This is a genomic window from Bradyrhizobium pachyrhizi (assembly GCF_029714545.1).
Taxonomy (GTDB): Bacteria; Pseudomonadota; Alphaproteobacteria; order Rhizobiales; family Xanthobacteraceae; genus Bradyrhizobium; species Bradyrhizobium pachyrhizi.
On sequence record NZ_CP121667.1, the window covers coordinates 7,131,314 to 7,148,608 of the forward strand.

Genomic DNA, 17,295 nt, shown 5'->3' on the forward strand with positions numbered 1-17,295 from the left:
AAAATTGCATTAATAAGGACGAAAACATCGCTATAGTAAGCGATCTCGGTGAAGCAGTTCTGACGAACGACAATTCGCCGAGCAAGCACACATAAGAATCAAGTCTGCGCCCCGTGCCCTTACATGCCGCGATTCAGCAGCGTCGACGCCGCACTTCACGCGCATGCGTGGTGCTGCGCCAAGGAAAACACAAAGAGAGGCTGCCACCTAATGCCGACAGGAGGCGAGAAATGCGCAACAGCGACCATCGATCCAACCACGGTTCAGTTAGGTGCTGCGCGGTATGCGGAGGACGGTTCGGGCTGATCCGCTATTACTATTGGCGAACGGCCTTTTGCTCCAAGAAAGTGTCGAGCGCTTCAAGACGCGGCGAGAGGCCGACCATAGATGGCTCCGATGGTTGCGAGCGGCTTGAGATCGAGCGATTAGGACAGAGAGTTCGAATGGAGTGCACCAAGCCAACAAGGAGCGATTAATCAAGGCTCCCGGATTCGGATGTTCACACATATCCATACCTTAGATGCTCTCCATCAAGATAATCGATTGTACCAGCCCAAGGAGCGTCAGATAAGAAGTATATTCGCTTGCAGAGTTTGCGGCGCATGCCCTCGCCGCAATCGAACCGTTGGCAGCCTCTCCTTCTGCCAATGGAGGTCGGTGCGATGCCTAGTAGCGTCGCTCCTCCCGGACTGAGACTTCCGCCCGGCCGCCGAAAGGAGACCGGGCTTTTTTTGTGCCGATTGCATTAGCGACGGATACCTTAGACGCATATTCGTGCACCGTTGCCGTGCCATCCCGGTAGGTAAGCAGAGGAAACACAAACCGATGCCGCTTCATCTCGTATTGAGGCATTCGAAGTGCCGCCGCGGTTGGCGAACTCGGTCTGCGAAGTTGTATGCGGGAGAGGACAACGGCCGTCAGGAGAAGCTCGTCCCTTCGCAAGTTTTGGGCCGTCTCGTCATGGAGGCATGAGCCCCTTCGAAAACGTCGGTTCATCTGCCCGCTCCTCAGTCCTGCCCATCGGAAGGCATCAGGCTGCTTCTTCGATTGTTCGCGAGCCCGAGCATGGAATGAATTCTCTTCGCTCGAAGCACACATCGCAACAGTCAGTTGGCAAACAGTCGCTTGAATCGGCACGCTGGGAATAGCTCAATCCTGATGAGAGCACCCGCGCAGCTTTCTGATATCCGATGATGGCTGAAACTGCGACTTCTGGTACGGCCGCGCGGATTCGAGGCCTCATATCCGGCGCTCATCCGCTCAGGCGCAAGGCACGTCGCTTAACCAAGCACCGCCATACCCATTGAACCGCGCATCCTCCCCGGAGCGCTTCCCGAGTGGCAAGCAATTGCCAGCCAATTTGGCTCACTGCGCGAGGCAAAGGTTGGGACGAAGGTGCCGGATCAAAGTCAGAAAGAGACTGGCGCCATGCGACAAAGCCGAGCCTCCAGTCACAACGGTCCAGGCGCCAGATCGGGTCCTTTGCCAGCGCCAATCTGAGCCGCACCTCCAATTTTTTTGATAGCGACGGTCAAGGAATCTCACTGCGGATTGGCCCAGCAACTCACTATTCTTTTCCTGCACGACTGACCGCGCTTTCGCTTGGTCTGGCGTGTCAGACAAGGAAGGAAAACGTGATGAAGAAGAAGATCGCTGAGATCAAGACCACCATCCGCACCACCACTCCGTACACGGGTACGCTCTAGGTTGGTTCGATGAGTGCCTTGAATGCATCTACCTGATGAGAGCATAGCGGCATCGGAGGGGGTCCTTTCGACCCCCCTCCTTTGTGACATTTGCGGAGAGTGCAATGGTTGACTTGATCCGGCAGCGCGTTGCCCAGGCCATATCATCTTCCGTCGAGATCAGTCCGATCACTATCTTGAAGGCAGAAGGGGGCATGGCGCCGGTTCCGACGATCAAATCGGCACTCGCGAGCTCCGGCTGGGACATCTCAATCACTGACGGCGACTGGCGGACCGGCGGCTACCTTGCGGGGCTGCAAGCGCTGATCGACGCCGAACTGACATGGGCGGCTAACAATAACCCACAGCTGGTTGAGGCGGCACAACAATCCTTGAAGCGGCTATTCCCTCTCCTGGTCAGCGATGCCTTTAGCGTGCCGAAGGATCTCACCAATACCTCGAGCAAGGAGGAGCGGACACGCTTCTATCATCACGAATATCAAAATAAACTCTTGGTCGGACTAGCCGAATTCCTGATCACGTGTGCCCGAGAGCGCAACGAACGTCACATCCTCGTCATCGACCGGGCGGCTGCGCTGTCCGCCCCGGCGAAGAACCTGATCAAGCTCCTCGTCAGGCTAGACAAGGGTACGCGTCTGTTTCGGTTTCTCCTGATCGATTATGAACAATGCCTCTTTTTCCAGGACGCCAGCGAAGTTCATTTTGGCAGATATAGCATGCAGGAACTGGGGCCGGTCCTGGATGTGAATCTCGCTTCGGAGAAACAGCGGCAGATCTATGAGGCAAGTGGTGGGAATCCGCTGATCGCCGAGGCCTTAAGCAAATGCGCCGCAGCCGGATTGCCGGTCATCGGCTATCTCGAGCCGATCGCAATCGTGGATCTCCATCTGGCCAGCCTCAACACCGGGGAACGGCACAGCCTTCTCAAATCGTACATTGAATCCGATTGCACGACTCCTGATCTCATCGCGCAACGAAACTATACGACCTTCGAGCAGGCGACCGCAGATCATCTGCACGAGCAGATGCACCGCGCTTCCCTCGACCGCTATCTGACGGGCGAGGCGCCGCTTATCATGCTTCATGCGCTATCAATAAGAGACAAATACAAGCGTCTGGAATTAGTTGCAGAACCGAGTCTGATCCTCCAAAGCATCGGCCTGTATGACCTCTGGTTTGGCTACTTCGGGGAACTTTTCGCCGATCCTGCGCTTCGCACCTACGGTTCGGGAGATGCCCCGGTGAACGCCGCCTTCATCAACGCGGCTTTTGTGCTGTATTCGCTCGGCTGCGGCCTGGTGTCCGTTCCCTATTTGAATGAATTCTACAAGACATTCCCGAAGAGCCGATACACGCCAACCGTGCTCTATGCCCAATCAATGACGTATGGACGCTATCAGCAGCCGGTCAACCTCACCGTGGCCGAAGAGTACGCCGTCCGAAATCTTGAGACCATCGAACGGGATTTCAAGGGTCACGACAAGTACGATTATATCAAGGTGTTTGCAGAGAATGCCTATGCGTACATCAAGGCCAAGCAGGAGAAATATGAGGAAGCCCTCAGCCTTTGCGCGGAAGGCCATGGTAAAATGCTTAAGGCGTATGGCGACGAGCGCTTCAAGCTTCACCAGTCGATTCTTATCTACAACACCAGTCAGGTCTATGAACTCGTCGACGATCTTCCTCGGGCTGAGAAGCAGCTGCGTGAAGCCATTGCCTACGATCCCTATTATGGAGAGTATCAGAATGACCTGGGGAACCTGCTTTCTAAAGTACCCGGAAGGGAAGCTGAGGCTCTAGAGGCATATGCGCACGCTATTGAGCTCTGCCCCCCCTATTACGAAGCTCATCTAAACAGGGCCGCACTTCGCAACAGAATGGGAGATGCCGCAGGTGCTCTAGCCGATCTCGACAGAGCACTTGTCATCAAGCCAAACGAATGGCGCGCTCACTTCGAGAAAGGCAACATCTTGATGCGGCAAGATAGGCCGAAAGCCGCTCTGGAATCCTATCTGGCAGCAGCCAACATCAACTCCAAGAATCCCGATTTGCTGAGCAACCTAGGTCTCGCCTATTCCGAGCTTGGTCAGGCGAACGAGAGCATCGCGCACTATCTTCGAGCTCTTGAGCTTAACCCTCGGCATGCGCCCACGCACAACAATCTCGCTATCGAGTACTTCAATGAGGGCCGGCCAGATACATCACTGAACCACGCCACGGTCGCTGTCGAGATTGGAGGAGATCCGGATTACCTCCTCACTCGTGAGCACATCCGGACAAGTCTGCAAGCTGACTTGGCTTCGCGGCAGGAGCGAGCTTCTGCGTCTTCCGCCAGGCCTTCATGAGCTGGCGACTCATGGCATTCCTTGCCGTCGAAGCCGAGCGGCCTGCGGCAGTATCGCCGATGGTTGCTGCACCTCAAAGCTTAAGGCAATGTCTAGCGAACCCTGTCACGCGACAAGCCCTGCAAATTCAGGGACTGACCAGGCAACGGGGCCCGGACTGGCCGGCACCTTGTCCCGAACTACCGCACACCACAGGCGGGGAGCTCGATATGATGCCTTCTGACCAGTCGTCCTGTTGCGAGAGCGTTCGTCATACCCTGTTGGGGGCTTATCACACCGATGTGGCGGAACAAGACCGGCGTCATTCTCGCTTCCGCATCAAGCGAACCCGATGACATCGACGAGCCAGAAATGAGCGGGTCGAGCACGCGGCAAGTCATCTATCTATCGCATTTGATCATTCAGATTGGCGGCTGGGCGTTCCGAATTGGCATCCTGATCGGTCTCCTCCAATCCGGCATGAGCGCCGCGGGTCTCGGCGTTGCGGTTACTTTTGCGCCTATTCTGCTTGGGAGCCTTTTCTTGTCGCCGCTGGTCGACAGACGTGACCCGATCTCTGCCATGATGATCGTCAATGCGATTCGCATATGCGCGCTGCTCGCCATCTTCGGCACCGACGGAGCCGATTCCTTTCTGAGCTATTCCTCAATGGCCATCCTAAGTCTGGTCCAGCCCGTTTACTTGTCTGCAGAAGTTTCTTTCTTCCGTCGTATTACATCGAAAGACGGCATGATCTCGGTGCTGCGCAACATTGCCAATATCGACTGGCTAACCTATCTGATCGGAATGTGTGCAGGCGCCATGCTCTCCGAGCACTTGCATTTACATGGCGCTCTGGCGTTCAACTTATCGGCGATCATCCTGTCCTTGATCGTGCTTCTTGGCATTAAGCTGCAGTTGAGAAATACACCGACAATCCTTGAGAAGCAGCCTTCCGGAACTGTCCTGGATTTGGCCCCGCTCTATCCCGCATTCCTTGCGGTCTTTCTGCTCAATCTCGGCGCGGGCATCATCAATGTCTATCCCGCAATACGTGCCACAACTGGAGGCGTTCTCGACAAAGGCCTTCTATTGGCTATCGTCATAACCAACGGCGTTTTGGCGCTGCTGGGGGCGCTAGCCGTCAAGCCGATTTTCAACCTGTTGGGCGCCTTGCCGACGGTCGCCGGGACCGCGATGCTGCTTGCAGCATGCCTTGCGATCATGTCGCTCGATGCTGGCCTGACTGTGGTCATCGCGTCCAGCAGCGCAATGCTCGGCTTTGGGCAAGTATTCGCGACTGCCGCCCACACGCACATGGTCTCTGCACTTGCTCCGGATCGAGCCGGCCGCCTTTCCGGGTTATTTCAATGTTGTACCTATAGCGGGGTTGCGGGAAACGGCATTGCGGTTTCGCTTTTAGGTGACCGGCTTCCTTTCGGCACGATCGTGCTTCTATGCGCAGCAAGCGCATTTGTCGCTTTCGCTGTTGCGACCTTTGCAGTCGTGAGATCAAGGCACTCTCAAGGGTCATGTCCGGTCGATCGGTAATTCAGGGATCCACACGATGCCATGGGATCAGTTGTTCCTATTGGAACGCTCGTTTGCAGATCCGTCCTTGCCAGGACGAGAATTCTATTGCTGGCAATGCTTGCTATTGGACGGGGTGCTGTCTGCGTTTCCAAGCCGCGCTGCGATGCTCGACGTTCGTCGGATTGCCTGGGCCAAGCCACGAACCGCACTCATCGAGAGGCTTGGCCAGGATCATCAGTCCGCGCCGGTTCTCATTCTCGAGAAGGGAGCCCGTGCACCGGAGAAGGCGAAGTGCGCGAATGGGCTCGCCTATGTCGACGATCCATTTGCAATCCTTCAATGTTTAGCTGTGCGTCACGGATTTCCGGCGCTGTATCCTGGAAGAGTGGCGTCTTGTCCATGATGGTCATCACCGGGTTGACGTCATTATTGGCCAATGGGAAGCCTCGATCGAACGGTCTGCTTGATCTTGCGAGTTGCGGCCTGGGACAGGCGATGGCTGATGACTCCGGCCTAGTACTTCCGATAGTGCCCAGCGTTCAAACTCGCTAACAGCCGCAATATTTCGTCGGTTCCCATTGACAAACATGTAGATTGAGCGCTTGACCGGCACAAAGCCAAACGGAGCCACAAGCTCTCCCTTCTCAAGGTTACTTTGGACCAGAATTTGCGAGGAAATGGCGGCTCCAAGCCCACTTTTTGCCGCCTCTACAGCCAAAGTAAATGTGTCGAATACGATGCGGCGCGGTCCCTGCAAGCATATTGCAGCCGCGCTGGCCCATTCGCTCCAGGCGTCCAATCCGTTGGCCTCGTGCAGCAGAGGAATAGACAAAATGTCCTGCGGGCTTTTAATCGCCTTGAGCGTAGCGGGCGCACAGACAGGGCCAATCATCTCGTTCGCTACGTGCACCTCACGGACAGGAAGCGGCCGCTTCAACAGGCCAGAAACGAACAATACATCCAATGCACCAGCAGCCAGCGCATCTAGATCGGCCTCGGTCTCAAAGACAAAATCAATGTCCTGATAGTGTTGCCGGAACGCGCCCAGACGAGGCAACAGGCCGTGCGACAAAAATGTGGTTGAGCACCCCACCACCACGAAACGTCCTGCATCTTTCCTTCGTAGCTCATAGCATCCCTTCTCGAGCATGGTGAACGCGCTCGCACAGCTGCTCTTTAGCTGTTCCCCGTCGGATGTCAGCCGCACGCCCGCACTATGGCGAACGAATAGCCTCCTGCCGAACCAATCCTCGAGAAGGCGCATCTGGTAGCTTACCGCGCCGGAAGTCATGTTTAGCCGCTCGGCCGCCCTTGAGAAGCTTGGAAACTCGCTGACCGCCTCAAACAAATGAAGGCTCTTCAGAATAGGTAGCTTGCGCATCCGACTTACCTAATGGGCGCCGTTAACTGCGATGAGCTATTATTGAGTTCTCATGCGCCCGGTTCTTCCCGGTCCGCCGAATTTACTCCGAACAAAGCCGTTTCGATGCATAGGTGTATTCGAGCGCAAGCCGACGTGCGTATTCGATGAGATTGGCCGCGGCGGCGTGTCCCCCATCGGTGTTCTCGTAGTAGAAGTAAGGCTGGCCCAGTGCGGCGAGTTTCGCGGCAGCTTTGCGCCCGTGCGATGGATGCACCCGATCATCCTTGGTTGAGGTGACAATTAAGGGAGCGGGGTAGGTCTTGCCCGGATCCAGCTTCTGATAGGGAGAGTAGGCTTCAATCCACGAGCGCTGCTCGGCGATGGAGGGATCACCGTATTCGGCAATCCAGGAAGCGCCCGCGCCCAGGCTGGTGTATCGAAGCATATCAAACAGCGGCACCTGCATGATCGCCGCATTGAAGAGCTCGGGACGTTGGGTGATTGCGGCGCCAACGAGTAGGCCACCCTGGCTGCCACCAATTACTCCCAGCCGGCGCGGACTTGTGACCTTGCGGCGGATCAGGTCTTCGGCAACGGCAATGAAATCATCCCATGTCGTTTGCTTCGTTGCTCCTTGGGCTGCTTGATGCCATTGCGGACCAAACTCGCCGCCCCCGCGCAGATTCGCAACAACATAGGCATTGCCCTGTCCGAGCCAGAGCTGTCCCACGGGTCCGAGATAAGAGGGCAGCAGCGAAACCTGGAACCCACCATAGCCATAAAGAAGTGTTGGGATGGCGCCGTCAAACCTCGCATTCTTCGTCCGTACCAGAAAATAGGGAATTGACGTGCCATCATACGAAGTCGCTTCGCACTGGTCTACGACGTGATTGGACGCATCAAAGACGGCAGGTGTCGTCTTCAGTTCCTCAAGGTTTTGGGTTTCGGCATCAAAATACCAGATTGATGTTGGCCTGAGGTAGTCCGAGACCGTGAACATCGCCTGGTCCGCTTGCTCGGACGCGGCTGACACGTTGACGTTTGTATGTTGCGGCAGCGGGATCGGCGTCGACGACCAAGCTTTCTTATCGTATTTATAGAGGAACGCTTTGCTCTGAACGTTCTCAAGTATTGTCAGGATCAAGAAATTCTTTGTGCTACTGACTCCGCTCAGGGCCTGGCGGGACCCAGGCTTGAAGACAAGCGAGGCTTTAGCGCGCAGCGGATCCTGCTTCCATTCGGCTAAGTCATACGAAATCAGCGAGCCGGTCCCAAATCTGACGTCATCAGGCTCCCATTCTTCGTCAAGCTTCACAAGCAGGCGACCGCTCACGAGCCCGACTATCGCGGCCTTCTTCGGCAGATTGAGCTTGATGGGCCCATCGGGGCGGAAGACCACGTACTCGCACTCGACAGAGCTGATGACACGGATGGCGCCGGTCGCATGTATACGTCCTTCACTGTCTCGAAGCACCAACGGCACCGTCTGAACGTCGGTGGGCTCGCCACGAAAGATCTCGCGAGCCTCACCGAGCGGCTGAGCGCGTTTGAGCTCCTTCAGCACAAAGGGGTAGCCGGCCTGCGTCAAAGACCCCTCGCCCCAGTCCCGTGCGACAAGGAGTGTGTCACCATCGACCCAGCTGACGTCCTGCTTGCCCTCCGGAAGATAAAAGCCGTCCGCAACAAAGGACTTGGTCTCGCTGTCGAACTCACGTATAGACACGGCATCCTTGCCGCCATCGGAAAGACTAATCAGGCAGAGGCGCTCTTCAGGTGGAAGGCGACTGCCACCTTGAAAGACCCAATTCTTGTTCTCGGCATTCGCCAATGCGTCCACATCGAGGATGGTTTCCCACTGTGGATCTTGGCTACGATAGCTTTCTAGCGTGGTGCGTCGCCAGACGCCGCGCACATGGTCCTCATCTTTCCAAAAATTTTCTAAGCCGCGCCGTCCGAACGAAACGTCTGCAATCCGATCCTTGGACTGCAGGATGGTGAGCGCCTGTTCGTAGAAGCGCCGATAGCGGGGGTCGGCCTGGAGGACCGCGAGTGTCTTCTCGTTTTCGACGCGAGCCCAAGCCAATTGGCTTCGTCCTTCGATGTCCTCGAGCCAGAGGAATGGATCGTCAGCTTCCACCGAGGCAGCTCGCTCTTGCGCAAGTGCCGTGGCGTAGGTTACCGACGGCAGCGCGGCGGAGAGGAGGGATTTGTTCATGGACTTTCTCCCGATGAGATCGACGGGCCAAGAACACGCCTGGCGCGCCAAACGAAAGCGGCGGAAAGCACGAAGCGCATGGAATAGCGCATCTTGCCGGACTATTCATTGCAAACTGCGTGCCGACTAACGAGCCGGAAGTTTCAGCCGCGTGGCTGCACCGACCATGTCCGATTCCCGACATTGGTTGGCAAGCAAACACGGGCAGCGTGTCGACGAGATCGCCTGTCAGACACCGCCAGTATTTTTGATCTTCATTGGTCAGGAAGGGACACAACGATGCACCGGCGCCAGCACAATTCCTATCCCCATATCTGTAGGTTCCCCGAAGCTTCGACTCTATCGGGCAGATTTGTCGGCGGCGGTCACCATGACAAAGAACAGCGCGTTGATCAGCGGCCAGATCGCGGTCAAGCAAAGTGTAAAGTGTGATGTACACGGCGATAGTCCAAGTCATCCGAAGAGGTGCTCCAAATAATCATCGGACGGCTCGGCTGCTCTTGGCCAGGAGAAAGAGCTTGTATTTCCTCTCCGTCTCTCGGCGCGTTAAGATCTGCGAGCGACCACAAGCCCTAATCTACCGGCCACCCGAATGCGCCGCAGCGCCCTCGTCAACTAGTATGTCTAGTAGTTGACTGAGATGGAGGGTCCCTAACAAGCTGGATGCGATGGCAGAGCTCAAATGGGGCTAATAGTTCCAATGCAACGACCTTCATGCACGATCGTTTCGACACCTCCATCTCGAACAGCAGATCCGCTTGGCACATCTTCTCCGATCAGAATCAAGCTCGATCCTTGGCGCGTTTCGCTCGCACATTGCGGCTAGCTGTCATGCACGATCGCCGTGAACGGCACACCCAGCAGGTTCAGTTCCGTGCCCGCTCCTCTCGCGGAGCCGTCTCAAGCCCGAGTGGTCGTTTGAGATAAGGGGACACGTCCAGACGTGGGAAAGAAGCTTCTTAATGTCGCCCGCTAATCGATGAAAGGCCAGGATACGGAACACTTCGACGATTAGCTCTTTGCCGTTTGTGCTGCTTATTCAGACTCCCGCGCAAATGCAACTTCGTGAAATTGAATTCGTCGGGTAATCGGCGCGAGCAATTGACCTTTGTATAGTCAAACGGAATGACGCAATGAAAAAAGCGGTTGATGATCGCTTACTAGCCGCAATTGATCGGCTTGCACGTTCCTCCAGCGAAGTCGCCAATGCTTTGTCGACAATGCTTAGCAAGCAGGACATTGCAAATGAACACCTGCGCAAACTTGTAACCGCTGCAGAAATGTACGGGCTACCCAGAACAAACCATAGCTTGTTTCGAACTCTATCTGCGATTGCGCAGGAACAAGCCATCGAGATAATCCGCACAGAAATGGCGGGCGCTGTGTTTTTTGCCGATCATGATGAGTTCAGGTTTGATGCCTTGTCAAAAGCAGGTACGGGTGCTGCCCTCGAGTTCGGCGTCTACAGCGGTTACACTATCGGCGCCATGGCCGAGCGATTTCCAGAGCGGCAGTTTTATGGCTTCGATAGCTTTAATGGCCTTCCGGAGCGCTGGAAAGGATACCTTCCAGTGGACTTTGATCGTGAAGGCAAAGCCCCTGACGTTCCGGAGAACGTAGAGCTTATTGTTGGCCTGTTTGACGAGACGATTCCAGTGTTTGCTCAGCGCGAGCTTCCCGTTGCGTTCATCCACGTCGATTGCGACATATATTCCAGTACAAAAAGCATCTTTACGGGTCTTAAGTCTCAGATTCGTCCGGGATGCATTATCGTGTTTGACGAATATTTCAACTACGTAGGGTTCGAGAAGCATGAAAGATTAGCTTTCGACGAATTCATCCGTGAGACCAACTATGGTGTCGATTGGATATCTTATTCGGGGCAACAGGCCGCCTGTCTACTGACGAGCGGGGCCGAGGGGCACTTCCGTCGAACTGACTAAAGAGCTGGTTGTCGTCGAACGCGTTTCGGGCGAAGAGCGCAACTAGCAGAAGTTGTCTTATGGATTTCATGAAGCGGTCTGGCTCGCGGTCAGCGGTTGCCGGTCTGGCACCATGGAGACCGCCGCAAGACCGACTTCGTCAGCTTGCCTCTGCATCGGCCCCAAGTCCGAAAGCGAGGACGCCCGTGCGTGCTTGCCGCCCCCAAGCCGTAACCAAGTTGCGGCGAACATCATATCGTCGCTAAACCTCGACAACACTACAACACTGCCCCAGGCGCAAGATTCTCCACCACGATCCGAAGCTGCTCGGCTGTCGTTCACCGGCTCACCTCTCTGGACCGGATAGAACGGTAACCGTCATCACGTCGCTCATTTGCTTGCAAAGGCACGCTCCGGGAGCGGCCCTCGCCGGAAGCTTACGCGTGGAATGAATTCTCCTCAGTCGCACTATTATGCGGCAGCCGGATGGAAAGACGCGCCTCCTAGGGGAGTCAGTGCATTGGGGGTAAGGGCATTGCACCGGAGCGCACCGAAGGAACGCGGTGAGCGCATGCCAAATCGGATCGATCCAATCAGCTGTCCTGGTTAGCTGGGGCTAAAGATCAGATATAGAAGGATCACGGCTGCGACGGCCGTCCAGCCGGCTACCGTTGCGTAAGCTGTTACGCGCGTCGGCATTGGGCGGCATCTCCTGTATGAAGCAATCGAATGGCACGCCAACAGCGGCTTCGTAGCTTACTCAATATGAAACCCTGTGCCGTGGGTCTCCCATAACCCAGGATGCATTCTTCTGTGAAGTCAGAAATGGTTCGAAAGCCAATGACGTTGCGATAGCGACACATCCAAGTGTCCCTTGCCCGCCAGACGCCATCGCCGCGATTGCAAAGCGGCCTTTAGCAAGCCGCTACCCCGGAGTACCAGCGATTGCTGAGCGCAACGCTGTTGGTGGCCAGAGTTCCGCCTAGATCGATAGTGTCTCGTCCGCCCCGCCAACCTACCCAGCAGTGAAATCCGGTGCCGGGTTAGACGAGACCTATTTGTGCGTGCCGTACTGATTTCCCGTGCTTGGGTTCCGATATGTGCCTCCTCTGTGAGACGATCCCATTCCGCCCAAGTAGGAACCGCCGTGGCTGGAAGTGTGGTGACCTCCTCCGTAAGAGACCCGCCCGCCGTGGCCCCCGCCTCTCGCCTGCGCAAAGGATGTCGAACAGATCAGGACCAATACGAGGAGTGCTATTCGCTTCAAAGTAATTCTCCCTCAACGTCTCTCATTCAAGACAACGAACACTTCTTCTGAATTCTCTGCCCGTGTGCAACTGGCAATCGCGCTATTCATACCCTAACGTCTGGATTGCTGGCACGCTCTCTCGAAGAACGCACCTCGAGCTAACGGGCATAAGGCAACTCCTACAAGGTTTTCGGGCAACTAGGAAACGACAAGCTTTGTACGGTGCGGACAGACGTATTGCTGTTAGAGGCCTGCAATTCGTCTAGTGTTCAGAGTGGGCAACCATGCGCGTTAGCTTGCGAGGATCGATCGTGCTCAACAAGGGAGAGACAAGTCGAACGCATTGTAAGCGACCACCCCTTGCACGGGTGCCGCTCTCCCTTGCGCGTGCATCTCGATTCCGTGTTTTTCAGGCGTCACGCGGCGTAGGCCACACCGCTCTCGCGTCGACTCAAAGGGGCCCAATCTTCAGCACATCGAGTCTGGTTAGATGCGCCATCGTGACCTTGTCTCCAATAGCTTTTTGGCACTGATCGCGGCGGGGCTTGTGCTGCTCGGCTTGAGCCTGCTCGCCTTTTCCTTCACTTTGTGAGGACCATCCCATGAAATCATTGAAGCTGATCGGCCTGGCGCTCGGCGCATCTTTCGTGCTCTCCACAGCGGCTTTCGCGGACGACATCACCATTGCCGTAGCCGGGCCAATTACTGGCGGCGAATCCGCATTCGGCCGGCAGATGAAGAATGGCGCCGAGATGGCGGTGGACCAGATCAATGCTTCCGGCGGTGTGCTCGGCAAGAAGCTCGCACTCGACGTCGAGGACGATGCCTGCGACCCCAAGCAGGCGCGCTCGGTCGCGGAAAAGATTGCCAATGCCAAAATCCCGTTCGTCGCCGGGCACTTTTGCTCTTCGTCGTCGATCCCTGCATCGGAAGCCTATGCCGACGGCGGCGTGCTGCAGATTACGCCGGCTTCGACCAACCCACTGTTCACCGACCGGAAGCTGTGGAACGTGGCACGCGTTTGCGGCCGCGACGACCAGCAAGGTCTGATCGCTGCCCAGTACATCACGAAGAACTTCAAGGGCAAGAATATCGCGATCCTCAACGATAAGACCACCTACGGCAAAGGCCTCGCCGACGAGACAAAGAAGGCCCTTAACAAGGCCGGCATCATCGAGAAAATGTACGAGTCTTACAATAAGGGCGACAAGGACTTTAACGGGATCGTCTCGCGTCTCAAGCGCGACAATATCGAGCTTGTCTATGTCGGCGGCTATCATCAGGAAGCGGGGCTAATCCTACGGCAGATGCGCGATCAAGGCGTGAAGACCGTGCTGATGTCAGGCGACGCATTGGCTGACAAGGAATATGCGTCGATCACGGGCACCGCCGGCGCGGGCACGCTCTTCACATTCGGACCCGACACGCGCAAAAAGCCGACGGCGGCTGCGATCGTCGAAAAATTCAGGGCCAGGAACATCGACCCCGAAGGCTACACGCTCTACACCTACGCTGCTATACAGGTGTGGATGCAGGCGGCGGCCAAGGCTGGCACCACCAATTCGAGGAAGGTGATGGATGCGATCAAGGCAGGTTCCTAGGACACTGTAATCGGCAAGCTGGAATATGACGCCAAGGGCGACATCAGGCAACTCGATTATGTCATTTATAAGTGGGACGATAAGGGCAGCTATGCTGAGGTGAACCCAAAGGGTTCCTGACGCATCTCAACTCGACACAAGGCCTTGGTGTGTGACGACGGAGTTGGGGCGGTGATCAAATGCCGGTCAGGCGATTCCTCCAGGGCAACAAGCCGAACTCGGAAGAAATCGAGCGTCTAAACTCGGCCTACCTACAGACTCTGCGCTCGCTTGGTTTGGTAGATCGTAACGACCCTATCGCCGAACTAGTCGCAAAGAAGGTCCTCAAGATTGCCGCCGCAGGCGTTCGCGATCCAGCAGAGATTTCCAAGCTCGCCGTCGAGCAGCTGGGTATCCCCAGACCGCCATCGCTGTAACCCGTCGCGGCGGGCTCGCGCATTGGTTTGGTTTTTTCCGGGGACGCTCTCAAATCGGCACGGACCAGTTGCGCGTAGAGTCTGATAGGATTGGCGGAACGTGACACTATGGAGGCAATAAACTCGAACCTGGCGCAATATGCGATTGAGCCGGCTCTTTAGGATCGCTCCGTTTCGGATCCGCGATCGTGGTTCAAATCAGATTGACAAAATGATAGCTCGTGTGCGGACTGCGGGTGACGCCGCTGCCGCGATTTTCCTTGAGTTCGCCGACGCGCGTTCGGCGTAATCGGTGGGATTTCGCGAGAAGCGCTTGCGAACTCCGGCGCATCTGCAACGATGGTTGACAAAGGCTCCGCCACACTGGCCCGGCACTCCATGTATTCCAGTACGGCACGTCCCTTCTCCGTCAGGTACCAGCCGAACGCGTCGCGTTCGACAAGCCTCATCGCAAATATGTTCAGATCAGGCACCCGGCTGGCAAGTCGCTTGGTGCGCTCGGACCAGTCCTCGCCGCTCTTGGCCAGAATGGCAATGTCGCGCTTGAGAGCGTCGAGAGAGGCTACGCCATTCGGATAGCTAACGAGAAGCTTTAAGATAGTGACCTGAAGATTCATGGTCACCGCGTTCGAATTGAAAGTAGGCGAGCTTCTGGAGAAGGCCAGCGCATGCAACATCACACATAAAATATGACGAACAATGTGCCTGAAGCGCTCGCGCGGGACAAGCCCGTCCATGAACGCAGACGGAATGGAGCTGAAGCCTCTACGTTTGCGCACGAATTGCTTCGTCGCTTCCGTGAGCCTGGAGTTTGGACATATGTCCGCTCAGAGGGGCCGAACAATAGGTAGACCACAGTCGATGATCTCAACGTCGGCCGCGAGTGAGCCGGCGAGGTACGCCTTGCTTTCGCGCCCTGCGTTGCGACCGGATGGCTTGGCGGCCTACGCTGCAGCTGATATGCTCGATCGGCCGTGTTGGTAGAGGGGAGAGACTGTTTAGCAGTACATGCCAGCGGGTCGCGGCGACGCGTTGCCGATAACCACGAACGACATTGCGGTCAGAAGGGGTAAACTAGACCTGCGCTGGTGCGATCGTCGCCCGCGAGCAGAATGGCACGCCGGGCTGATCGAGCAGCCCCATTCACGTTAGGGCACCAGCGATGTCCCCATTGTCTTGCCATCGCGGCTGCTCGCTAGCCTCTCCTATTGCGTCGCTCCGTCGCCTCCGAGAGTAAGCCCAGCAAAAGACGAAGTGGCGCGGAGCGGACGCACCTCTAATGGGCTACGCGAAGCCCCATAGGCGACGACGTCCTTCGGATGGGGGCAATATCCGCAATGCACCGCACTGTGGAGGCCTTCGCGGGCTGCCAAAAATGGCCTCCCAGTTCATAGTCCTCCTCACTCAAGTCCAAGGCATCTGATGATCCCGAAGCGTTTGACGACGCGCTGGTCGCTGCCCGAGTGCCGTACACGGTCGGAGACGATGGCCCAGGGACATCCGCCGTCGGCACAGCTTGAGCATCGTCATGTGACCCGCCCGCCGTGCCATGTTGCTGCTCTTGCCTTTCCGACCGCCAGGCCGAAAGGCGAGCGGGGGCGGCCTGAGTGATCACGGATACTCTTCCACTGACGCGGCGTCAGTCTCGGCTATCACGAAATCGCGCCCATCCGCGCAAACAACATTGCAGCTTCAGATGGCCCAAGGCCAATGACGCCTACAAAGCTCGGCGGCGGCATCGGAATGTCTTGATGAGTTGGCTTCCAGAGATGCAGGCAGTACCGGCTGTTGTTCACGTACCGTAAATGAGGCGGATGCAGCTGCATCGCGCATTCCTCTTCATCCCAGAATAGGTCTTTGACAAAGGACATCTCTTCCCAGTTCGGGCAGCGCCGCGGGGTCGAGACGGACACTTGCTCCCAGCCGGGGCGTACAAGTCCGCTGATCTTGAGCTCACAGCCGCAAGGCCCTTGTACGAAGAATAGGCCACAAGGACCTGATCCCGGAGCGCTAGCGAACCGCCCATGTCGCACTCGACCCGCCTCCAGTTTCTCTAATATCTGCGAACGCACTCCCCCTCCTTTGCCTCGCGAATAGCCTTGAAATCGACGCAAATGACGTTGTCAAACGACTCACTAAGCGGCGGCGGATGTGCCCCCGACACAGCGTTCCGGCACCATTCTCTAGCCTGAATTATCTGCTGCATTTCGAACAATCTGCTGAGCAAGCCGCAGATGTCGATCATCCGTTGTCCTCCACTGCACCCTTTCGAACTATCCATGCCTCTTTCGGCGATCCACTAAGCGGTATCAGCGGCACAGCTGGGCGGCGCACCCAATCCATCATCGCCGGATCGCACGCATCAGGTCCCGCCCGCATCAGTTCGCATCTGGGCGCGAGAGCCTTGTCGGCCTGCCCTTCTTGGTTTCAGCATCCAGCCTCTCCTCTCTTTCGCCCCGCGCGACTTCGTCCCAGCCTGCCGCACGACGCATGACTTGGTCCCCGCGATTGGCACGGATTGCTCAACCGCCTCGAAGAACCGCGGACGGAAGAGAGCTTCTTACGTTCCTCTGCGAGCGAGTTCGAATGAACCCTGACGTCTCGGTCATGAGCGCGCCTCATGCGAATTGCTCGGAGCAATTGACTATTGTTCATCGATAACGGCTAGGCTGGCGTGAAAGCCAGCCTCCGCCCGGGCGCGGCGGCGGGCGAGCGCGGCCGGTCACTCGCGCCGCTTGCTAACCGTCGCTTATTTCTGCACGCGTTCATGCTCGTGGAAATGCTTCGGCCCATGAGGTCGCTGCGTCACCAGTTTTGCTGATCGCTGATGATTGTATCGACGATTTTCCGTCAGTGTGTACTCCACTATTGCTGGTGAACCAGCGCCTTCAACGATTGATGCCCCCCAAAGGCGACGTTGTCGGATATTGGATCTCTACCTGGCACTTCAGCCCTTGCTGTTCGCT

General features: G+C 56.6%; 9 protein-coding genes and 1 pseudogene. 6 read left to right on the forward strand and 4 right to left on the reverse strand.

What is annotated here, in order from left to right; translation table 11 throughout:
- Nucleotides 1–1,810: 1,810 nt before the first annotated feature.
- The 3 genes from QA639_RS33875 (at nucleotide 1,811) to QA639_RS33885 (ending at nucleotide 5,966) form a co-directional block, all read left to right on the forward strand.
- Nucleotides 1,811–4,051, forward strand: a complete 2,241-nt coding sequence (locus tag QA639_RS33875) for a tetratricopeptide repeat protein (RefSeq protein ID WP_283088210.1) — start codon at nucleotides 1,811–1,813, stop codon at nucleotides 4,049–4,051.
- A 279-nt stretch (nucleotides 4,052–4,330) separates the two neighbouring features.
- A complete protein-coding gene (locus QA639_RS33880) occupies nucleotides 4,331–5,581 on the forward strand; it encodes an MFS transporter (protein WP_283088211.1) in 1,251 nt (416 codons plus the stop codon).
- 16 nt (nucleotides 5,582–5,597) lie between these two features.
- The gene (locus tag QA639_RS33885) at nucleotides 5,598–5,966 is read left to right on the forward strand and encodes a DUF3088 domain-containing protein (RefSeq protein ID WP_283088212.1); all 369 of its coding nucleotides are present in this window, start codon (nucleotides 5,598–5,600) and stop codon (nucleotides 5,964–5,966) included.
- Between the two features lie 6 nt (nucleotides 5,967–5,972).
- Here QA639_RS33885 and QA639_RS33890 read toward each other — a convergent pair whose 3' ends face one another.
- Together QA639_RS33890 and QA639_RS33895 are read right to left on the reverse strand one after the other, a co-directional pair.
- Nucleotides 5,973–6,944 (reverse strand): LysR substrate-binding domain-containing protein, encoded by a 972-nt coding sequence (locus tag QA639_RS33890; protein WP_283088213.1) that lies wholly within the window; start codon nucleotides 6,942–6,944, stop codon nucleotides 5,973–5,975.
- A gap of 82 nt (nucleotides 6,945–7,026) precedes the next feature.
- Nucleotides 7,027–9,141, reverse strand: a complete 2,115-nt coding sequence (locus tag QA639_RS33895; protein ID WP_283088214.1) for a prolyl oligopeptidase family serine peptidase — start codon at nucleotides 9,139–9,141, stop codon at nucleotides 7,027–7,029.
- 1,133 nt (nucleotides 9,142–10,274) lie between these two features.
- On the opposite strand from QA639_RS33895, the gene QA639_RS33900 reads away from it, so the two are divergent.
- The 3 genes and pseudogenes from QA639_RS33900 (at nucleotide 10,275) to QA639_RS33910 (ending at nucleotide 14,329) form a co-directional block, all read left to right on the forward strand.
- Nucleotides 10,275–11,084, forward strand: coding sequence for a class I SAM-dependent methyltransferase (locus tag QA639_RS33900; RefSeq protein WP_283088215.1), 810 nt, complete (start codon nucleotides 10,275–10,277; stop codon nucleotides 11,082–11,084).
- Between the two features lie 1,830 nt (nucleotides 11,085–12,914).
- Nucleotides 12,915–14,033 (forward strand): annotated as a pseudogene (locus QA639_RS33905) (branched-chain amino acid ABC transporter substrate-binding protein).
- A gap of 59 nt (nucleotides 14,034–14,092) precedes the next feature.
- Nucleotides 14,093–14,329, forward strand: a complete 237-nt coding sequence (locus QA639_RS33910; protein WP_283088216.1) for a hypothetical protein — start codon at nucleotides 14,093–14,095, stop codon at nucleotides 14,327–14,329.
- Nucleotides 14,330–14,487: 158 nt separating this feature from the next.
- Here the strand turns inward: QA639_RS33910 and QA639_RS33915 are convergent, their stop codons facing one another.
- Both QA639_RS33915 and QA639_RS42035 read right to left on the reverse strand, forming a co-directional pair.
- A complete protein-coding gene (locus QA639_RS33915; RefSeq protein WP_346283708.1) occupies nucleotides 14,488–15,108 on the reverse strand; it encodes a hypothetical protein in 621 nt (206 codons plus the stop codon).
- Between the two features lie 873 nt (nucleotides 15,109–15,981).
- Entirely contained in the window at nucleotides 15,982–16,200 is a 219-nt protein-coding gene (locus QA639_RS42035; RefSeq protein WP_428841098.1) for a DUF7694 domain-containing protein, read from the reverse strand.
- Nucleotides 16,201–17,295: the final 1,095 nt, after the last annotated feature.

Excerpts from the sequence above, each read along its gene's own strand:
- QA639_RS33910 (WP_283088216.1), top strand. The coding sequence starts at position 14,093 with ATGCCGGTCAGGCGATTCCTCCAGGGCAACAAGCCGAACTCGGAAGAA.
- QA639_RS33890 (WP_283088213.1), bottom strand. The coding sequence starts at position 6,944 with ATGCGCAAGCTACCTATTCTGAAGAGCCTTCATTTGTTTGAGGCGGTC.
- QA639_RS33880 (WP_283088211.1), top strand. The coding sequence starts at position 4,331 with ATGTGGCGGAACAAGACCGGCGTCATTCTCGCTTCCGCATCAAGCGAA.
- QA639_RS33895 (WP_283088214.1), bottom strand. The coding sequence starts at position 9,141 with ATGAACAAATCCCTCCTCTCCGCCGCGCTGCCGTCGGTAACCTACGCC.
- QA639_RS33885 (WP_283088212.1), top strand. The coding sequence starts at position 5,598 with ATGCCATGGGATCAGTTGTTCCTATTGGAACGCTCGTTTGCAGATCCG.
- QA639_RS42035 (WP_428841098.1), bottom strand. The coding sequence starts at position 16,200 with ATGTCCTTTGTCAAAGACCTATTCTGGGATGAAGAGGAATGCGCGATG.
- QA639_RS33875 (WP_283088210.1), top strand. The coding sequence starts at position 1,811 with ATGGTTGACTTGATCCGGCAGCGCGTTGCCCAGGCCATATCATCTTCC.
- QA639_RS33900 (WP_283088215.1), top strand. The coding sequence starts at position 10,275 with ATGAAAAAAGCGGTTGATGATCGCTTACTAGCCGCAATTGATCGGCTT.